The sequence below is a fragment of the Pseudomonas sp. MF09150 genome (assembly GCF_059862355.1).
The window spans coordinates 1,720,170-1,735,223 of sequence record NZ_JCBCUS010000001.1; the positions used below are offsets into that span (position 1 = coordinate 1,720,170).

The window sequence follows — 15,054 nt, forward strand, 5'->3', positions numbered from 1 at the left end:
ACAAAATCCCTACTGTTTTGAGGTGCCGGCGGGTTGCTGTAACTGGGCTTTCCAGCGCTCAAGATTGCGCTGCAGCAAGGCCTCGGTCAGGCCGGACGCGGGCAATTCTGTCATCTTTTTCGCCAACTGTCCGCGCAACCATGGGTCATTGCAGGCCGAGTCATGGGAGACCGCCAGGAATAGCCCCGGCCGGTCGACCGGCTGCGCAGCGGCCACCAGGTCGTTGGCCATGCCCAGGGACTGCGCCAGCGCCATCCCGGCATAACGCCCGGCCAATACATATTCGACGTCACCCAGCAGCAGTTTCTGCAAGGCTTCGGTGAGGTTGGTCGTGCGCCGCAGGGTCAACTGATCCTTGGCAAAGGCTTCGAACGGCTGGGTCAGGCGGGCCTTTTCCGAAACAGCGCCACGGTGCCCATGCAAATCAGCCAACTGGTTGTAGACCAGCGTTGACCCCTTGCGCGTCCACACCAGGTAATCGTTCTGCACCAGGGGTGGATGGATGTAGTCCAGCGACTCCAGCTCGCTCAGAGTCAGCGGCGCATCGGCCAGCATATCCATGCGCCCGCTGCGAACTTCGGCCAGGGCTTCGGAGCGCTTCCCGGCATAGAGCAATTCGACCTTGAGCCCCAGCTCGCCCGCCACCTGCTGCAGCAGGTCGGCGCTGGCGCCTATGAGGTGTTTCGGATCCTGCGGGTCGCGCCACAGATAAGGCGGCGCATCGGGGCTGCCAGTGACTACCAGGCGCTCGCACTTGCCGGCGGCCAGCACCCAACCAGGCGCCAGAACCATTCCCAGCAATACCGCGCATCCACTCAAGCGGCGCAGAACCATGGCGAAACTCTCCCGCAATTAATTCAGACAATAAAAAAGCCCGGCCAAAAGGCCGGGCTCTTTATAAGTGAAGCAGCCGGATTAGACCAGCTTCTCCAACTCGGGTACGGCTTCGAACAAGTCCGCCACCAGGCCGTAATCAGCCACCTGGAAGATCGGTGCTTCTTCGTCCTTGTTGATCGCAACGATCACTTTGGAGTCCTTCATGCCCGCCAGATGCTGGATCGCGCCGGAGATACCGACGGCGATGTACAGCTGTGGCGCAACGATCTTGCCGGTCTGGCCGACCTGCATGTCGTTGGGTACGAAACCTGCGTCGACCGCAGCGCGGGAAGCGCCGACAGCAGCGCCCAGCTTGTCGGCCAGGGCGTACAGGTGCTTGAAGTTGTCGCCGTTCTGCATGCCGCGGCCGCCGGAAACGACGATCTTGGCAGCGGTCAGTTCCGGACGATCGGACTTGGCCAGTTCTTCACCGACGAAGCTGGATTTGCCAGCGTCGTGAGCAGCAGCAACGGCTTCAACGGCAGCCGAACCACCTTCAGCGGCGACCGGGTCGAAACCGGTAGCACGCACAGTGATCACTTTGACCGCTGCGGTGGACTGCACGGTAGCGATCGCGTTACCGGCGTAGATCGGGCGCTTGAAGGTGTCAGCGCTTTCTACGGAGATGATCTCGGAGATCTGGTCAACATCCAACTGGGCGGCAACCCGCGGCAGAATGTTTTTGCCGTTGGAGGTAGCGGCAGCCAGGATGTGGCTGTAGCCAGCACCGAGTTCGGCGACCAGGGGCGCGACGTTTTCCGGCAGCTGGTGCGCGTAGGCGGCGTTGTCGGCCACCAGCACTTTAGCCACGCCAGCGATTTTCGCAGCAGCTTCAGCCACGGCGCCTGCGCCCTGACCTGCAACCAGCACGTGGATATCACCACCGATTTTGGCGGCGGCAGCCACGGTGTTCAGTGTGGCCGGAGCCAGCACTTTGTTGTCGTGTTCGGCGATTACCAAGATAGTCATGATTAGATTACCTTCGCTTCGTTTTTCAGTTTCTCGACCAGTTCAGCCACCGACTTGACCTTGATACCTGCGCTGCGTGCAGCCGGCGCTTCGACTTTCAGGGTCTTGTTGGTGGAGGCGGTGGAAACGCCCAAAGCATCCGGAGTCAGCACTTCAAGCGGCTTCTTCTTGGCTTTCATGATGTTTGGCAGGGACGCATAACGCGGCTCGTTCAAACGCAGGTCGGTGGTGATGATGGCCGGCAGTTTCAGCGAAACAGTCTGCGCGCCGCCGTCGATTTCGCGAGTCACGGCAACGTTGTCGCCACTGACTTCGACTTTCGAGGCGAAGGTGCCCTGACCGTACCCGCTCAATGCAGCGAGCATCTGGCCAGTCTGGTTGTTGTCGCTGTCGATGGCTTGTTTGCCGAGGATCACCAGCGATGGCTGTTCCTTGTCGACAACCGCCTTGAGCAGCTTGGCAACCGCCAGGGAAGTCAGGTCTTCGGCAGATTCGACGAGGATGGCACGGTCGGCACCCAGAGCCAGCGCAGTGCGCAGTTGCTCTTGAGCGGTGGACGGGCCGATGGAGACGACGACGATTTCAGTCGCAACACCTTTCTCTTTCAGGCGTACGGCTTCTTCCACTGCGATTTCGCAGAAAGGGTTCATCGACATCTTGACGTTAGCGAGGTCTACGCCGGAGTTGTCCGCTTTGACGCGAACCTTGACGTTATAGTCGACCACTCGTTTGACAGCTACAAGAACCTTCATGGATTCCTCGTTACTCTCCGGTGAAAAGAAAGTCGCCTAGGCGAGAACCTGGCGGTTGATGCTCATCGGCACAAGGGCACCTCTAAAAACGCTGGCATGGAACAGGCGACCTTGCTCACGGGGATGATGACCGTTCGTCAGTGGTGACCGACGAGTCATTCTTTATCGCGGCGTGTAAACTGCGCGCTTGCGCGGCGCACTGCGTCACCTTGTACAGCCTTCGCCCTGTCTTTAGAGGTGCTCTTGAAACCAACAGTCAGCCTACGGCGAGCGCAAAACCGACCGTATCTTGACCGGAACGCCTTTTCCGGTCAATACGGCAAAATGGCCAGTCATAAGCCGCGCTTCTTTGATTTACCTGGCTTCCAGCAAATTCAAACAAACGTTTGTATTGGACGCTGAGAGTGGTGTAGATATAATGCGCCGCCCAGAGAGAAAGGCGGGTCATCCATTGTCCCCTCCCCCCTGTTGAGGAGGAAATAATGGATGCAGCGCCAAACCTCCAATTAGAAAAAAACCGTTGAGCCTTGAGTAGGAGATAGCCTAGTGGAACGCGAATTTATGGAATTCGACGTGGTCATCGTCGGTGCCGGCCCCGCGGGCCTGTCCGCCGCCTGCCGATTGAAGCAGAAGGCCGCCGAAGCCGGTAAGGAAATTAGCGTCTGCGTGGTCGAAAAAGGCTCCGAGGTCGGTGCTCATATCCTGTCCGGCGCCGTATTCGAGCCGCGGGCCCTGAACGAATTGTTCCCGAACTGGAAAGAGCTCGGCGCACCGCTGAACACCCCGGTCAAACGCGATGACATTTATGTCCTCAAGAGCGCCGACAGCTCAATCAAGGTTCCAGACTTCTTTGTGCCCAAGACCATGCACAACGAAGGCAACTACATTATCTCCCTGGGCAACCTGTGCCGCTGGCTGGCCCAGCAGGCCGAGAACCTGGGCGTGGAAGTCTACCCAGGCTTCGCCGCCCAGGAAGCCCTGTTCGACGAGAACGGCGTGGTCCGCGGGATCATCACTGGCGACCTCGGCGTCGACCGTGAAGGCCAGCCAAAAGAAGGCGTCTACACCCCGGGGATGGAACTGCGTGGCAAGTACACCTTGTTCGCTGAAGGGTGCCGCGGCCACATCGGCAAGCAATTGATCCAGCGCTTCAACCTGGACAGCGACGCCGACGCCCAGCACTACGGCATCGGCCTGAAAGAAATCTGGGAAATCGACCCGGCCAAGCATCAGCCAGGCCTGGTGGTGCACACCGCCGGTTGGCCGCTGGACATAATGAGCGCCGAGAACACCGGTGGCTCGTTCCTCTATCACCTGGAAAACAACCAGGTGGTGGTCGGCCTGATCGTCGACCTGTCCTACAGCAACACCTTCCTGTCGCCATTCGATGAGTTCCAGCGCCTCAAGCATCACCCGGTGCTGGCCCAGTACCTGGAAGGCGGCAAGCGCATCAGCTACGGCGCTCGCGCCATCTGCAAAGGTGGCCTGAACTCGCTGCCGAAGATGGTCTTCAAAGGCGGCGCGCTGATCGGCTGCGATCTGGGCACCCTGAACTTCGCCAAGATCAAAGGCAGCCACACCGCCATGAAGTCCGGCATGCTCGCCGCAGATGCCGTGGCTGATCGCCTGTTCGCTGAATCCGAAGGCGGTGATGAACTGACCGCCTACGTCGACAGTTTCAAGAACAGCTGGCTCTACGAAGAACTGTTCGCCTCCCGCAACTTCGGCCCGGCGATGCACAAGTTCGGCCCGATCATCGGTGCCGGCTTCAACTGGTTCGACCAGAACATCCTCGGCGGCAAAATGCCGTTCACCCTGCACGACACCAAGCCGGACTACGCCTGCCTCAAGCTGGCCAAGGACTGCAAGAAGATCGACTACCCGAAACCCGACGGCAAACTCAGCTTCGACAAACTCAGCTCGGTGTTCATCTCTGGTACCAACCACGAAGAAGAACAGCCGTGCCACCTGAAGCTGAAAGACCCGAGCATCCCGATCGGCACCAACCTGCCACTCTACGATGAACCCGCGCAGCGCTACTGCCCGGCTGGCGTGTATGAAGTGATCACCAAGGAAGACGGCGAGAAGCGCTTCCAGATCAACGCCCAGAACTGCGTGCACTGCAAGACCTGTGACATCAAGGATCCTTCGCAGAACATCACCTGGGTCACGCCGGAAGGCGCGGGCGGACCGACTTACCCGAACATGTAAGCCGCCCGCTTGAACATCAAGGCTCCCATCTGGGGGCCTTTTTGTTGCCCGAAAATCTAGCGTGCCCGCCCCCGCGGGGCGATCAAGCCGCCCGCTCCTCCCCCGGGCTGCGCTCGAAGTAGCGCTTGTACTCGCGGCTGAACTGCGACGTGCTCTGATAGCCCACGCTGTGGGCCGCCTGCGCCACCCCCATGCCCTCTACCAGCAGCAACTGCTGGGCCTTGAGCAGCCGCAGGCGCTTGAGGTACTGCACCGGCGAGAGCAAGGTGCAGCGCTTGAAGTGCTCATGAAAGGTCGAGGCACTCATGTGTGCATAACTGGCCAGGGTCTCGATATTCAGCGGCTCGGCGTAATGGGCGTGCAGATGACTCAACGAGGTCGCGACCCGGGAAAACTGCCCCTGCTGTTCCACCAGCGCCCGCAACACATCGGCCTGGGGCCCGCGCAAGGCCGTGAACAGTAACTCCCGAACCCGCGCCGGACCCAGGATCCGGCTCTCCAGCGGATCGTGCAGGCACTGCAACAGCCGCTCGACGCAGCCACGCATGGCGTCATCCAGTACCACCGAGCTCATCGACTCCAGGGTCTGCGCCGCCGGCGGTGGCCCGGACTGAATGCCCATCGCCATCACCAACTCCCCGAGCACCACCCGATCAATGCCGACGGTCACGCCGTACAAGGGTGCATCAGGCAGGGCAAAGGTCTCGCATTCGAACGGCACCGGCATCGCCTGGATCAGGTAATGCCCGGCGCCATATTCCAGGGTGCGCGGGCCCAGGTACGCGACCTTGCTGCCCTGGGCCACGATCATCAGGCTCGGCTCATAGATCTGCGGCCCACGCGCCACGTCGCAACTGGCGCGCAATACCTGCACACCGGGCAGGTGGGTCGGGGAAAAACCGTCGCTGGAAGTCAGCCCCTCGATCAGGGAAACCAGCGTGGCGTTAGCGTCGAGATGGCGGGTCAGGAGCATTGGAGCACTTCTCGGAGTGTGGGGAGCGGCAAGCCACAAGCGATTAGCTGTAAGCGGCGAACGTGGGCGCACAGTTTATAGCCTGCAGCGCGTCGCTTGCCGCTTTCCACTGCTCCCCCGGAGCTTTAGGCATAAGACTCGGAGCAATCGCCATGGCCGCGCCCAGGCTCGATGGGGAGAATGGCCCGCCTCACCTGTTCCTGCTTTTGCGAGGTCTTTTTATGTACACCGCCATCGGTTATGCCGCCCAATCGGCCACCACTCCCCTCGCCCCCATGTCCTTCGAACGCCGCAGCCCGCGTGCCGATGACGTGGCGATTGAGATCCTCTACTGCGGCGTCTGCCACTCCGATATCCACCAGGCGCGCAACGAATGGGGCATTGCCGTGTACCCGTTGATGCCGGGCCACGAGATTGTCGGCAAAGTCACCGCCGTCGGCGCCAGCGTCACTGCGCACAAGGTCGGCGACCTGGTGGGCGTGGGCTGCATGGTCGACTCATGCCGCCATTGCGACGCCTGCAAATCGGACCTGGAGCAATACTGCCTCGAAGGCCCGACCATGACCTACGCCACCCCGGACCGGGTCGATGGCAGCAACACCATGGGCGGCTACTCCGACAGCATCGTGGTCAGCGAACACTTCGTGGTGAAGATTCCGGCCAAGCTCGACCTGGCCAGCGCCGCGCCGATCCTCTGCGCCGGCATCACCACCTACTCGCCCCTCAAGCACTACGGGGTCAAGGCCGGGGACAAGATCGGGATTCTCGGCATGGGCGGCCTGGGCCATATGGGGATCAAGTTCGCCAAGGCCATGGGCGCCGAGGTCACGCTGTTCACCCGCTCCGCGAGCAAGGCCGAGGAAGGCCGGCGCCAGGGCGCCGATCATGTGATCGTCTCCACCGACGCCGAGCAGATGAAGGCCGCTGCCGGGCACTTCGACTTCCTGCTGGACACCATTCCGGTGCAGCACGATCTGAACCCCTACCTCGATACCCTGCGCTTTGACGGCGTGCATATCCTGGTGGGCCTGATCGAACCGGTCGACCCACCCGTCAACGCCGCCAAGCTGGTTCTGGGGCGTAAGGTACTGGCCGGCTCGCTGATCGGTGGCATTGCCGAAACCCAGGAAGTCCTGGATTTCTGCGCCGAGCACGGCATCACCTGCGACATCGAAATGCTCGACATCCGCCAGATCAACGAGGCTTACACCCGAATGATCAAAGGCGATGTGAAGTACCGCTTCGTGATCGACATGGCCACTCTGAAAGCCTGATTCAGGCCTTCGCGCCCAACTCCGCGGAAAGCCGGGCGGCCGCCTGTTTCACCAGGGGGATCAGCTCGGCCATTTTCTCCAGCGGCATGTAGGGCACGGTACTGGCGACACTGATGCCGGCCACGATACGTGCGCTGGCATCCCGTACCGGCGCTGCGACGCAACGGATCGAGGGCTCGTTGTCTTCCAGGTCAAACGCATAACCGCCCTTCACATACTCCAGCATGCGCTGCTGGAACTGCTCCCAGGATGGCTCCTCGTGCTGCGGCCAGAGCACATTGCGCCCCCCCACCGGCAAACTGATCTGATACAACCGCTGCCAGTCCTGCTGGCTGTCGTCGAGCATCAGCGCCTTGCCGATCCCGGTACGGGCCAACGGCATCCGATGCCCAACCCGCGAACGCATCTCCGGGCCATTGCGCCCCGGGTTCTTGTGCAGGTACAGCACGTCATCGTCCTCGCGAATCGCCAGGTGAATGGTGTCGCCGGTCAGTGCCGACAACTCATCCAGGATAGGCGTGGCCAGGCTGACCAGCGGCAGCGCTTCGCGCGCCTGGAACCCCAGCTCGATCAACTTTGGTCCCAACAGATAACCCACTTGCGGTACCACGCGCAGGTAGCGCTCTTCCACCAGGCAACTGGCCAGGCGGTGGGTGGTGCTACGGGTGGTGCCGATCAGCCGGCCGATTTCCTTGAGGTCGCGGGCACCGCTGGCCACGGCCTGGACCACGCCCAGGCCACGCAGCAGCGTCTGGGTGCCGGTCGGTGCGGCGTCCTTGGCGATCTTTGGCGCGTCTTCCTGCATATCCAGCCTTCCGAGGGAGAGAACGGGCGGCATTATGGTCGCCCACCCGCCTTGACCACAACTTGCTGCGCGCCACCTCGGCCACCCGCCACAGGGAGGCCCGGGCGCGCGCCTACCACTCGGCGAAACTGCCGTCGGCGTGGCGCCAGATCGGGTTGCGCCAGCGATGACCGACGGCCGCGCGCTCGACCACGTATTCCTCGTTGATCTCGATGCCCAGGCCCGGGCCGTTGGGGATCTTCACGTAGCCCTGGTCGTAGTCGAACACCTGCGGATGCTTGAGGTAATCCAGCAGGTCGTTGCTCTCGTTGTAATGGATACCCAGGCTCTGCTCCTGGATAAACGCGTTGTAGCAGACCGCGTCCAGTTGCAGGCACGCGGCCAGGGCAATCGGGCCCAACGGGCAATGCAACGCCAGGGCGACGTCGTAGGCTTCGGCCATGTTGGCGATCTTGCGGGTTTCGGTGATGCCACCGGCGTGGGAGGCATCCGGCTGGATGATGTCAACGTAACCTTCGCTGAGCACCCGCTTGAAATCCCAGCGCGAAAACAGGCGCTCGCCGAGGGCGATCGGGGTGCTGGTCAAGGGCGCCAGTTCCTTCAGCGCTTCGTAGTTTTCACTGAGCACCGGCTCTTCGATAAACATCAGTTTGTAGGGGTCGAGTTCCTTCATCAGCACCTTGGCCATGGGCTTGTGCACCCGGCCATGGAAGTCGACGCCGATCCCGACATTGGGCCCGACCGCATCGCGCACGGCCGCGACGTTGGCCAGGGCCAGGTCAACCTTGTCGTGGGTGTCGAGAAATTGCAGCTCCTGGGTGCCGTTCATTTTCACGGCGGTAAAGCCCCGTGCTACCGCTTCCCTGGCCGCCTGCGCCGTGTCGGCCGGGCGGTCGCCGCCGATCCACGAATAGACGCGGATCTTGTCCCGCACCTGGCCGCCCAGCAGGTCACTGACCGAGACCCCGAGGTCTTTGCCCTTGATGTCCCACAGTGCCTGATCGATACCGGCCAGGGCGCTCATGTGCAGCGCTCCACCACGGTAGAAACCGCCGCGATAGAGTACGGTCCAGATGTCTTCGATATTGCGTGGGTCCTTGCCGATCAGGTAGTCCGAGAGTTCCTCGACCGCCGCTGCCACGGTGTGGGCCCGGCCCTCCACCACCGGCTCGCCCCAGCCGGTCACGCCCTGATCGGTCTCGACCTTGAGAAAGCACCAGCGCGGCGGAACGATGAAGGTGGTCAGTTTGGTGATTTTCATCTGCTTGTCTCTCTGGTTTGAGGCAGCGCGCGCGGCGCCGGAAAAAGCTTAAGCCAAGGCATGCCACGCGGCGACATAAGCCTTGGCCCGCAGGGCCACGTCAGTGCTGCTCAGCCCGGGCTTGAACAGCCCCGAGCCGAGGCCGAAGCCCTTGACGCCGGCCTCGACGAACACCCGCATGTTGTCCGGGGTAATGCCGCCCACGGGCAACAGCACAGTGCCGACCGGTAACACCGCGAGCCAGGCTTTCACCACCGCCGGGCCCATTTGCTCGGCGGGGAACATCTTCAATACATCCGCACCTTCAGCCAGCGCGGCAAAGGCCTCGGTCGGCGTGGCGACACCCGGCGCCAGGTACAGCCCGGCGGCTTTGGCTGCGCGCAGGACCTTGGGGTCGCTGTGGGGCATGACGATCACCTGTCCGCCTGCCGCCTGCACCTGGGCCACCTGCGCAGGCTCCAGCACAGTGCCGGCACCAATCAGGCAATCGGGCGGCAAATGGCTGCGCAGGCTGCGGATACTGTCAAAGGGCTGGGGCGAATTGAGCGGCACCTCGATCACCCGAAAACCCGCCTCGTACAGGGCCTCGCCGATGGCCAGGACCTCGTGCGGACGCACGCCCCGAAGGATCGCCACCAGGCCGTTTTGTGCCAGTGCTTGCTTGAGCATTGCAAACCTCTTCTATGGTTGAACGCCAGGGAGCAGCCCGGCCGCCTCGGCCAACAGCCACAAGCCGCGTTCGGTGGCCTGCTCGGCCAGGGTCACGCGGGCGAACCCACAGGCAGGAAGAGCGCGGCTGTAGCGGGCGCAGAGTTGGGAATTGCCGATCAACAGGATTGAAGGCAGGTGGGCGCTGTTGCGGCGGCGGTGCTGCACCTGGGCCAGGGCCGTCAATTCATGGCCGATCAGCAGCCCCGACAGATAATCGGGCTGGGCACTGGCGCCAAGTTCAGCCGTCAGGCCCAGGCTGCGGGCGCTGAACAGGGTCGACAGCGGGCCGATCTGCCCCTCCAGGGACTGCGCCACCTGAACCCCACGGTCGAAGGCCGCACCGTCGAACGCCGCACCGCGCTGTTGGGTGCGGCCAAGAATGCTGTGTTCGCAGAGGACGGCGAACAGTTCGCCGGTCATGAAGGTCTCGAAATGCACGATGCGGCCGTCGACCACCTCGACCCATTTCGAATGGCTGCCAGGCAGGCCGATCAGCAGGTTATCCGTGGCCTGCCGCGGCAGATTGTGCAGCGCCCCCAGCACTTGGGTTTCTTCGCCACGCATGACGTTTGGCAGGCGCGAACGCTGGATGACACCGGGCACGATGTGCACCTCAACCCCACGCATGCTGCGCACCGAGACCAGGGCGCGACCCAGTTGGGTAACGTCCGCCGGGGTTTCGCAGTAGCTTGCCTCACGCCAGCCTTGAGCGCTGCCGACCATGCCACAGGCGATCACCGGCAAGTGCGGCGCGCTATCGAGCCAGTCGCCGCAGGCTTCGTCGAAGGCCAGTTCAAAACCGTCGCTGCAGGCCTGGCCGTCGATGATTCGAGCGGCCCTGGGCAGTTGCATGACTCCCGAGGTCAGCGCGCGCTGCTCCAGCACTTCGCCGCCTGTCGCGAGTTTGTAGGCACGCAGGGAAGTGGTTCCCCAATCGAGCCCGATCAGTTGCGCCTGCATCGCTTCACCTGTGAGTTGTTATTGGCAGTGAGTGCGTAAGAGCTGCTGGCGGCGACTATAAACCCCGCAGGAATAAAATCTCAATATATAAATTTACATCCCATATATAGGGAATAAACAGACTGCTCGCACCTGCCTCCCAATCCCTTAAAATGCCGCCCACCCGCCCCGCCCCTTTCAAGGAAGACCCATGCAACGCTTCAGAAACCTGCTGCTCATCGGCGGCCTGCTGTTAACCGGTAGCGCCATCGGCGCGGCAGAGCCATTCACGGTTGGCGATATCTGGTCGTACCAGACACGGCCTGGCGAAAACGCCTCGACCCTGACCATTCTCAAAGTCGAGCAGTACCCGGACCTGGGCCAGGTGGTGCATATCCGGGTCGATGGTATTCACCTGATCAACCCGCTCAAGGGCAATCAGATCAGCGACATCCCGCACCTGCCGTTTCGCGCCGGCGCGTTGCAGCAGAGCGTGACCCAGCGCGTGGGGCACGCCGAGCAACTGGCCGATTTCAGCGAGGGTTACACGGTGTGGAAGACCGCCTACGACGCACACCAGGCCGGGGCATTCAAGACCTCGGTGGCCCAGACCCTGAATGACTTGCTGGGAGGCGACTGGGAAGAAAGCCGGTGATCACTCCAGGTCGAACACCCCGTCTTGCGGGTCGGTCGAGCCCGCCCGGTGGGTGTTGCCCTGCGCGTCGGTAACGCCGTGTTCCTGGCGTCCGTCCTCGTGCAGGATCACCTAGGCCGGGCCGAGAATCGGCCGATGCACGCACGAGGCACACGCCAGCAACACGACCAGCTACAGAGGCCTGGCCATTTTCACCGCTGAACAACCTGGTTCAAATCCGTCTGGTTCAAATCCGTGAAAACCACCCTCCGCCGGCACGCTCTCAGCCCCGGGCAAACGCCCGCAGCACGTCGCCATCCATGCGGTACTTGACCCATTCTTCCTGGGGCTGCGCGCCCAGGGATTTGTAGAACTGAATCGCCGGCTCATTCCACTCCAGCACGCTCCATTCGAATCGCCCGCAATCATTGTCACAGGCGATCTTTGCCAGATGCCGCAACAACTGCTTGCCCGCTCCGCCACCACGCTGCTCGGGGGTGATGTAGAGGTCTTCCAGGTACAGGCTGTTGCTGCCCAGCCAGGTCGAGTAACTGAAGAAGAACACCGCAAACCCGATCGGTACGCCATCGCGCAGGCAGATCAGGCCGTGGGCTGTCGCGCCTTCGCTGAACAGGCTGCGCTGGATGTCGGTGACGCTGGCGATCACTTCATGGCGGGCACGCTCGTAGTCGGCGAGTTCCGTGATGAACGCGAGGATTTGCGGAGCATCGCTGGGCACGGCGGGGCGGATATCGACGGACATCGGTGGCTCTCATGGCGGAATCAGGCGGCCATAGTAGATCGACAGGGGAAACACATGCACGGGCATTTATTGACGCCACGCTTTGCCCACAACCCTGCGCCAGCGGCTACAGTGGCGGCCTTGCCCGATCACCTTCAGGTTGCACCGATGAACGCCCAGGCCTTTGCCCCCCTGCACACCCTCGCCGCCCAATTGCTGCCCCATGCCCTGGAACCTGCCGAAGACGGCGCCCACGACCTTTCGCATTTGCAGCGGGTGTGGAGCAATGTCCGGCGTATCGCCGAGCAGGAAGGCGGCGACCTGCACGTACTGCTGGCCGCGACCTTGTTGCACGACTGTGTCGCCGTGGAAAAGAACTCGCCACTGCGCTCCCAGGCCTCGCGCCTGGCGGCGGTGCAGGCGGGCAAGATCCTGGCCAGCCTGCACTGGGCCCAGGCGTCGATCGACGCAGTGGCCCACGCCATCGAGGCCCACAGTTTTTCTGCGGCGATCGAGCCGATTTCGCTTGAGGCCAAGATCCTGCAGGACGCCGATCGCCTCGACTCCCTCGGCGCCCTCGGCGTGGCCCGCACCTTCTACATTGCCGGGCGCATGGGCAGCGCCCTGTACGACCCGCTCGACCCACGCGCAGAGCATCGTGAATACGATGACAAACGCTTTTGCCTGGACCATTTCCAGACCAAGTTGCTGCACCTCGCCAGCGGCTTCCAGACCCCGGCCGGCACGCACCTGGCGCAGGTTCGGCATCAGCGCCTGCAACGCTTCATGGAGGAGTTGCTGGAGGAGATCGACGCCTGAGCCGCCCTGCTTACTCCGCTGTGAGCTAATCCTGAAACCAGCAGGTACACAACAAACAACCGCCAGGCCCGTGGTAGAAAATCGCGCATAACTTCAATAAGGACGAGGCTCACTCATGCCTGCTCGCGGTACACGGCAACCCATGGTTTCAGGCCCATTGTTCGGGCTGTTCTGTCTTGGCAGTTACCTGCTGTCGCTGTCTTATGGCTCGACCTTCCTGCTGTCGCTGCTGATCAGTGCCCGTGGCGGTAACGAGCACGACGCCGGCAGCGTGATTTCCGCTGCCATGCTCAGCACCTTTGTCGCGGTGATCTTCTCCGGACACCTCTCGGACTGGCTGGGCGCCGCGCGCTCGATCGCCCTGTTCGGCTGCCTGCTGGTGGTGGCCAGCCTGGGCTTCGCCCTGACCCCGGGCTTCGGCCATGCCTTGCTCCTGTTCGGCCTGATCCTGGGCTTGGGCTGGGGGGTGTTTTACACCCTGGGGCCGATCATCGTGGCGATGCTGGTGGAACCCGCCCAGCGCGCCAAATACTTCGCCCTGCTGTCGGGCAGCATGATGACCGGCATCGGCTCCGGGCCACTCCTGGGGCGGGCGGCCAGTGCCCTGGGCTGGCCATTGACGGCGGCCTTCCTGATCGCGGCTGCGGCCAGCCTGGCCGGGGTGATCATCTTCTGGTTCCTTGGCCGTCGCCTGCAGCAGCAGACCAACCACCTGGGCAGCGGCGCGGCAAAAATCAGCTGGGCCAGCAGTGCCCGGGTCCTGTCATCCAGGGCGCTGTTTCCGATTCTGATGGTGGGCCTGGGCGGCTGTGTATTTGGTGGTTTGTCGAGTTTTCAAACCAGCTATGCGGCGTCACGCTCCCTGGATTACTCGCTGTTCTTTCTCGGTTTCATGGGCGCTGCCATCAGCAGCCGCCTGCTGATCGCCGGCATCGTGGTCAAGCGCGACGCCTATCGCTCGGCCTGCCTCCTGTCCGGGCTGATGGTGCTCTCAGTGCTGCTGCTGCAGTTCGTGGTCGACAGCAGCCTCAGCTACCTGTTGGCGGCCATGGTCCTGGGCGTCGGCTATGGCCTGACCTACTCGGTGATCAATGGCCTGGCCGCCAACGAAGCGCCGGCCGGCAGCACCTCCCAGGCGTTGCTGCTGTTCAGCCTCGCCTACTTTATCGGGGTCTTCGGGTTCCCCCTGCTGGCGGGCAAGATCATCGTTGAACAGGGCATGCCGACACTTCTGCTAACAGTTCTGGCGGTGGCCCTGCTGAACTGGCTGATCAGCGCCGGGCGCCTGCTCTGGCGCTGGGGGCAAGACAAGAAAGTCCTGCAAGATGCCTGAGACCGTTCGTCGATCATCAGGCACCAATGCAAATCAGCGGCTGACCAATATCAGGTAGCGACTCTGAAACGAATGGAGGCGACATCATGATCAAGGCTCAACTCACCGCTTTCGCCCTGGCCGGGCTGCTGTCTTCGGCAGCCTTCGCCGGCGCCACCGGCCCCACCAACCCGGTGGAAGGTCCCAAGTCCCCAGCCACCCAAAACACGCCCAGGATCAACATCAACCCACCGCCCATGGAGGAAGGCTCGCTGCCGCCCGCCACCGGCACCGACCCGCGGGTCCAGGGCAGCGATACCGGGCGCCAGGGCGGCGTAGGCACCATGGATTCCAGCACGCCCGACAACGGCAAGACCGGCATCGGCTCGAAGAGCACCACCGGTGGCTCCGGCTCTGAAGGCAACAGCCAATAACCCTGCAAGACGACGCACACCTGTATTCAACCAACGAAGAGGTCAGCATGAACGTCGATAAAAACCTTGAGAAAGAAGTCCTCACCCGCCTGCTGCATGCCCACCCCAGTGGCCTGGGCAAGGAGGTGCTGGATAACTACCGAGGGGAAAAAGTCGTAGCCCAGGCCCTGGCCGCCCTGCAGGATCGCGGGCTGATCAAGGAAGGCCACGTCACTTGCAACACCGCCGGGGAACATGCCCTCAACCTGCCGATCAAGCTCACCGCGTCGGGCGTCGAGGCCGCGCAGAAGCTCGAGGGCAATACTTCGCACTGAGTATCAAACCCATCCATAAAGGTCCTGG

The 15,054-nt window shown here is 62.5% G+C and carries 17 protein-coding genes; 7 read left to right on the top strand and 10 right to left on the bottom strand.

From position 1 onward, the window contains the following. Positions 1-9: 9 nt before the first annotated feature. The 4 genes from AC19YX_RS07690 to AC19YX_RS07705 form a co-directional block, all read right to left on the bottom strand. On the bottom strand, positions 10-834 hold the full coding sequence (locus AC19YX_RS07690; protein ID WP_201130147.1) for a substrate-binding periplasmic protein: 825 nt from the start codon (positions 832-834) through the stop codon (positions 10-12). A gap of 81 nt (positions 835-915) precedes the next feature. Beyond that, a complete protein-coding gene (locus AC19YX_RS07695) occupies positions 916-1,845 on the bottom strand; it encodes an electron transfer flavoprotein subunit alpha/FixB family protein (protein WP_020300302.1) in 930 nt (309 codons plus the stop codon). Positions 1,846-1,847: 2 nt separating this feature from the next. Beyond that, on the bottom strand, positions 1,848-2,597 hold the full coding sequence (locus AC19YX_RS07700; RefSeq protein WP_020300301.1) for an electron transfer flavoprotein subunit beta/FixA family protein: 750 nt from the start codon (positions 2,595-2,597) through the stop codon (positions 1,848-1,850). Between the two features lie 256 nt (positions 2,598-2,853). Next, positions 2,854-3,045 carry a hypothetical protein gene (locus AC19YX_RS07705; protein WP_102047915.1) on the bottom strand — a complete coding sequence of 64 codons (192 nt, stop codon included), beginning with the start codon at positions 3,043-3,045 and terminating at the stop codon, positions 2,854-2,856. Positions 3,046-3,143: 98 nt separating this feature from the next. Between AC19YX_RS07705 and AC19YX_RS07710 the strand changes: the two genes are divergently transcribed. Next, a complete protein-coding gene (locus tag AC19YX_RS07710; protein WP_078471115.1) occupies positions 3,144-4,808 on the top strand; it encodes an electron transfer flavoprotein-ubiquinone oxidoreductase in 1,665 nt (554 codons plus the stop codon). Between the two features lie 82 nt (positions 4,809-4,890). Here AC19YX_RS07710 and AC19YX_RS07715 read toward each other — a convergent pair whose 3' ends face one another. Beyond that, positions 4,891-5,781, bottom strand: a complete 891-nt coding sequence (locus tag AC19YX_RS07715; protein WP_078471114.1) for an AraC family transcriptional regulator — start codon at positions 5,779-5,781, stop codon at positions 4,891-4,893. A 221-nt stretch (positions 5,782-6,002) separates the two neighbouring features. Here AC19YX_RS07715 and AC19YX_RS07720 point away from each other — a divergent pair, with 221 nt between their 5' ends. Then, the gene (locus AC19YX_RS07720) at positions 6,003-7,055 is read left to right on the top strand and encodes an NAD(P)-dependent alcohol dehydrogenase (protein ID WP_500606013.1); all 1,053 of its coding nucleotides are present in this window, start codon (positions 6,003-6,005) and stop codon (positions 7,053-7,055) included. Position 7,056: 1 nt separating this feature from the next. Here AC19YX_RS07720 and AC19YX_RS07725 read toward each other — a convergent pair whose 3' ends face one another. The 4 genes from AC19YX_RS07725 to AC19YX_RS07740 all read right to left on the bottom strand — a co-directional run bounded on the left by AC19YX_RS07725 (position 7,057) and on the right by AC19YX_RS07740 (position 10,792). Further along, a complete protein-coding gene (locus AC19YX_RS07725) occupies positions 7,057-7,860 on the bottom strand; it encodes an IclR family transcriptional regulator (RefSeq protein ID WP_500606142.1) in 804 nt (267 codons plus the stop codon). A 112-nt stretch (positions 7,861-7,972) separates the two neighbouring features. Next, complete coding sequence (gene dgoD, locus AC19YX_RS07730; RefSeq protein WP_421547559.1) at positions 7,973-9,121, bottom strand: galactonate dehydratase; 1,149 nt, start codon at positions 9,119-9,121, stop codon at positions 7,973-7,975. Between the two features lie 48 nt (positions 9,122-9,169). Further along, positions 9,170-9,790, bottom strand: coding sequence for a 2-dehydro-3-deoxy-6-phosphogalactonate aldolase (locus AC19YX_RS07735; protein WP_078471110.1), 621 nt, complete (start codon positions 9,788-9,790; stop codon positions 9,170-9,172). Positions 9,791-9,802: 12 nt separating this feature from the next. Continuing rightward, positions 9,803-10,792 carry a 2-dehydro-3-deoxygalactonokinase gene (locus tag AC19YX_RS07740; protein WP_500606014.1) on the bottom strand — a complete coding sequence of 330 codons (990 nt, stop codon included), beginning with the start codon at positions 10,790-10,792 and terminating at the stop codon, positions 9,803-9,805. A 190-nt stretch (positions 10,793-10,982) separates the two neighbouring features. Here AC19YX_RS07740 and AC19YX_RS07745 point away from each other — a divergent pair, with 190 nt between their 5' ends. Beyond that, a complete protein-coding gene (locus tag AC19YX_RS07745; protein WP_201130139.1) occupies positions 10,983-11,426 on the top strand; it encodes a hypothetical protein in 444 nt (147 codons plus the stop codon). Positions 11,427-11,688: 262 nt separating this feature from the next. On the opposite strand, the gene AC19YX_RS07750 is transcribed toward AC19YX_RS07745, so the two are convergent. Next, the gene (locus tag AC19YX_RS07750) at positions 11,689-12,168 is read right to left on the bottom strand and encodes a GNAT family N-acetyltransferase (RefSeq protein ID WP_020300292.1); all 480 of its coding nucleotides are present in this window, start codon (positions 12,166-12,168) and stop codon (positions 11,689-11,691) included. Between the two features lie 147 nt (positions 12,169-12,315). Here AC19YX_RS07750 and AC19YX_RS07755 point away from each other — a divergent pair, with 147 nt between their 5' ends. The 4 genes from AC19YX_RS07755 to AC19YX_RS07770 all read left to right on the top strand — a co-directional run bounded on the left by AC19YX_RS07755 (position 12,316) and on the right by AC19YX_RS07770 (position 15,026). Then, positions 12,316-12,966, top strand: coding sequence for an HD domain-containing protein (locus tag AC19YX_RS07755; protein WP_500606143.1), 651 nt, complete (start codon positions 12,316-12,318; stop codon positions 12,964-12,966). 115 nt (positions 12,967-13,081) lie between these two features. After that, positions 13,082-14,299 carry an MFS transporter gene (locus AC19YX_RS07760; RefSeq protein WP_242487551.1) on the top strand — a complete coding sequence of 406 codons (1,218 nt, stop codon included), beginning with the start codon at positions 13,082-13,084 and terminating at the stop codon, positions 14,297-14,299. An 86-nt stretch (positions 14,300-14,385) separates the two neighbouring features. Continuing rightward, positions 14,386-14,712 carry a hypothetical protein gene (locus tag AC19YX_RS07765; RefSeq protein WP_078471104.1) on the top strand — a complete coding sequence of 109 codons (327 nt, stop codon included), beginning with the start codon at positions 14,386-14,388 and terminating at the stop codon, positions 14,710-14,712. 47 nt (positions 14,713-14,759) lie between these two features. After that, entirely contained in the window at positions 14,760-15,026 is a 267-nt protein-coding gene (locus AC19YX_RS07770) for a hypothetical protein (protein ID WP_078471103.1), read from the top strand. Positions 15,027-15,054: the final 28 nt, after the last annotated feature.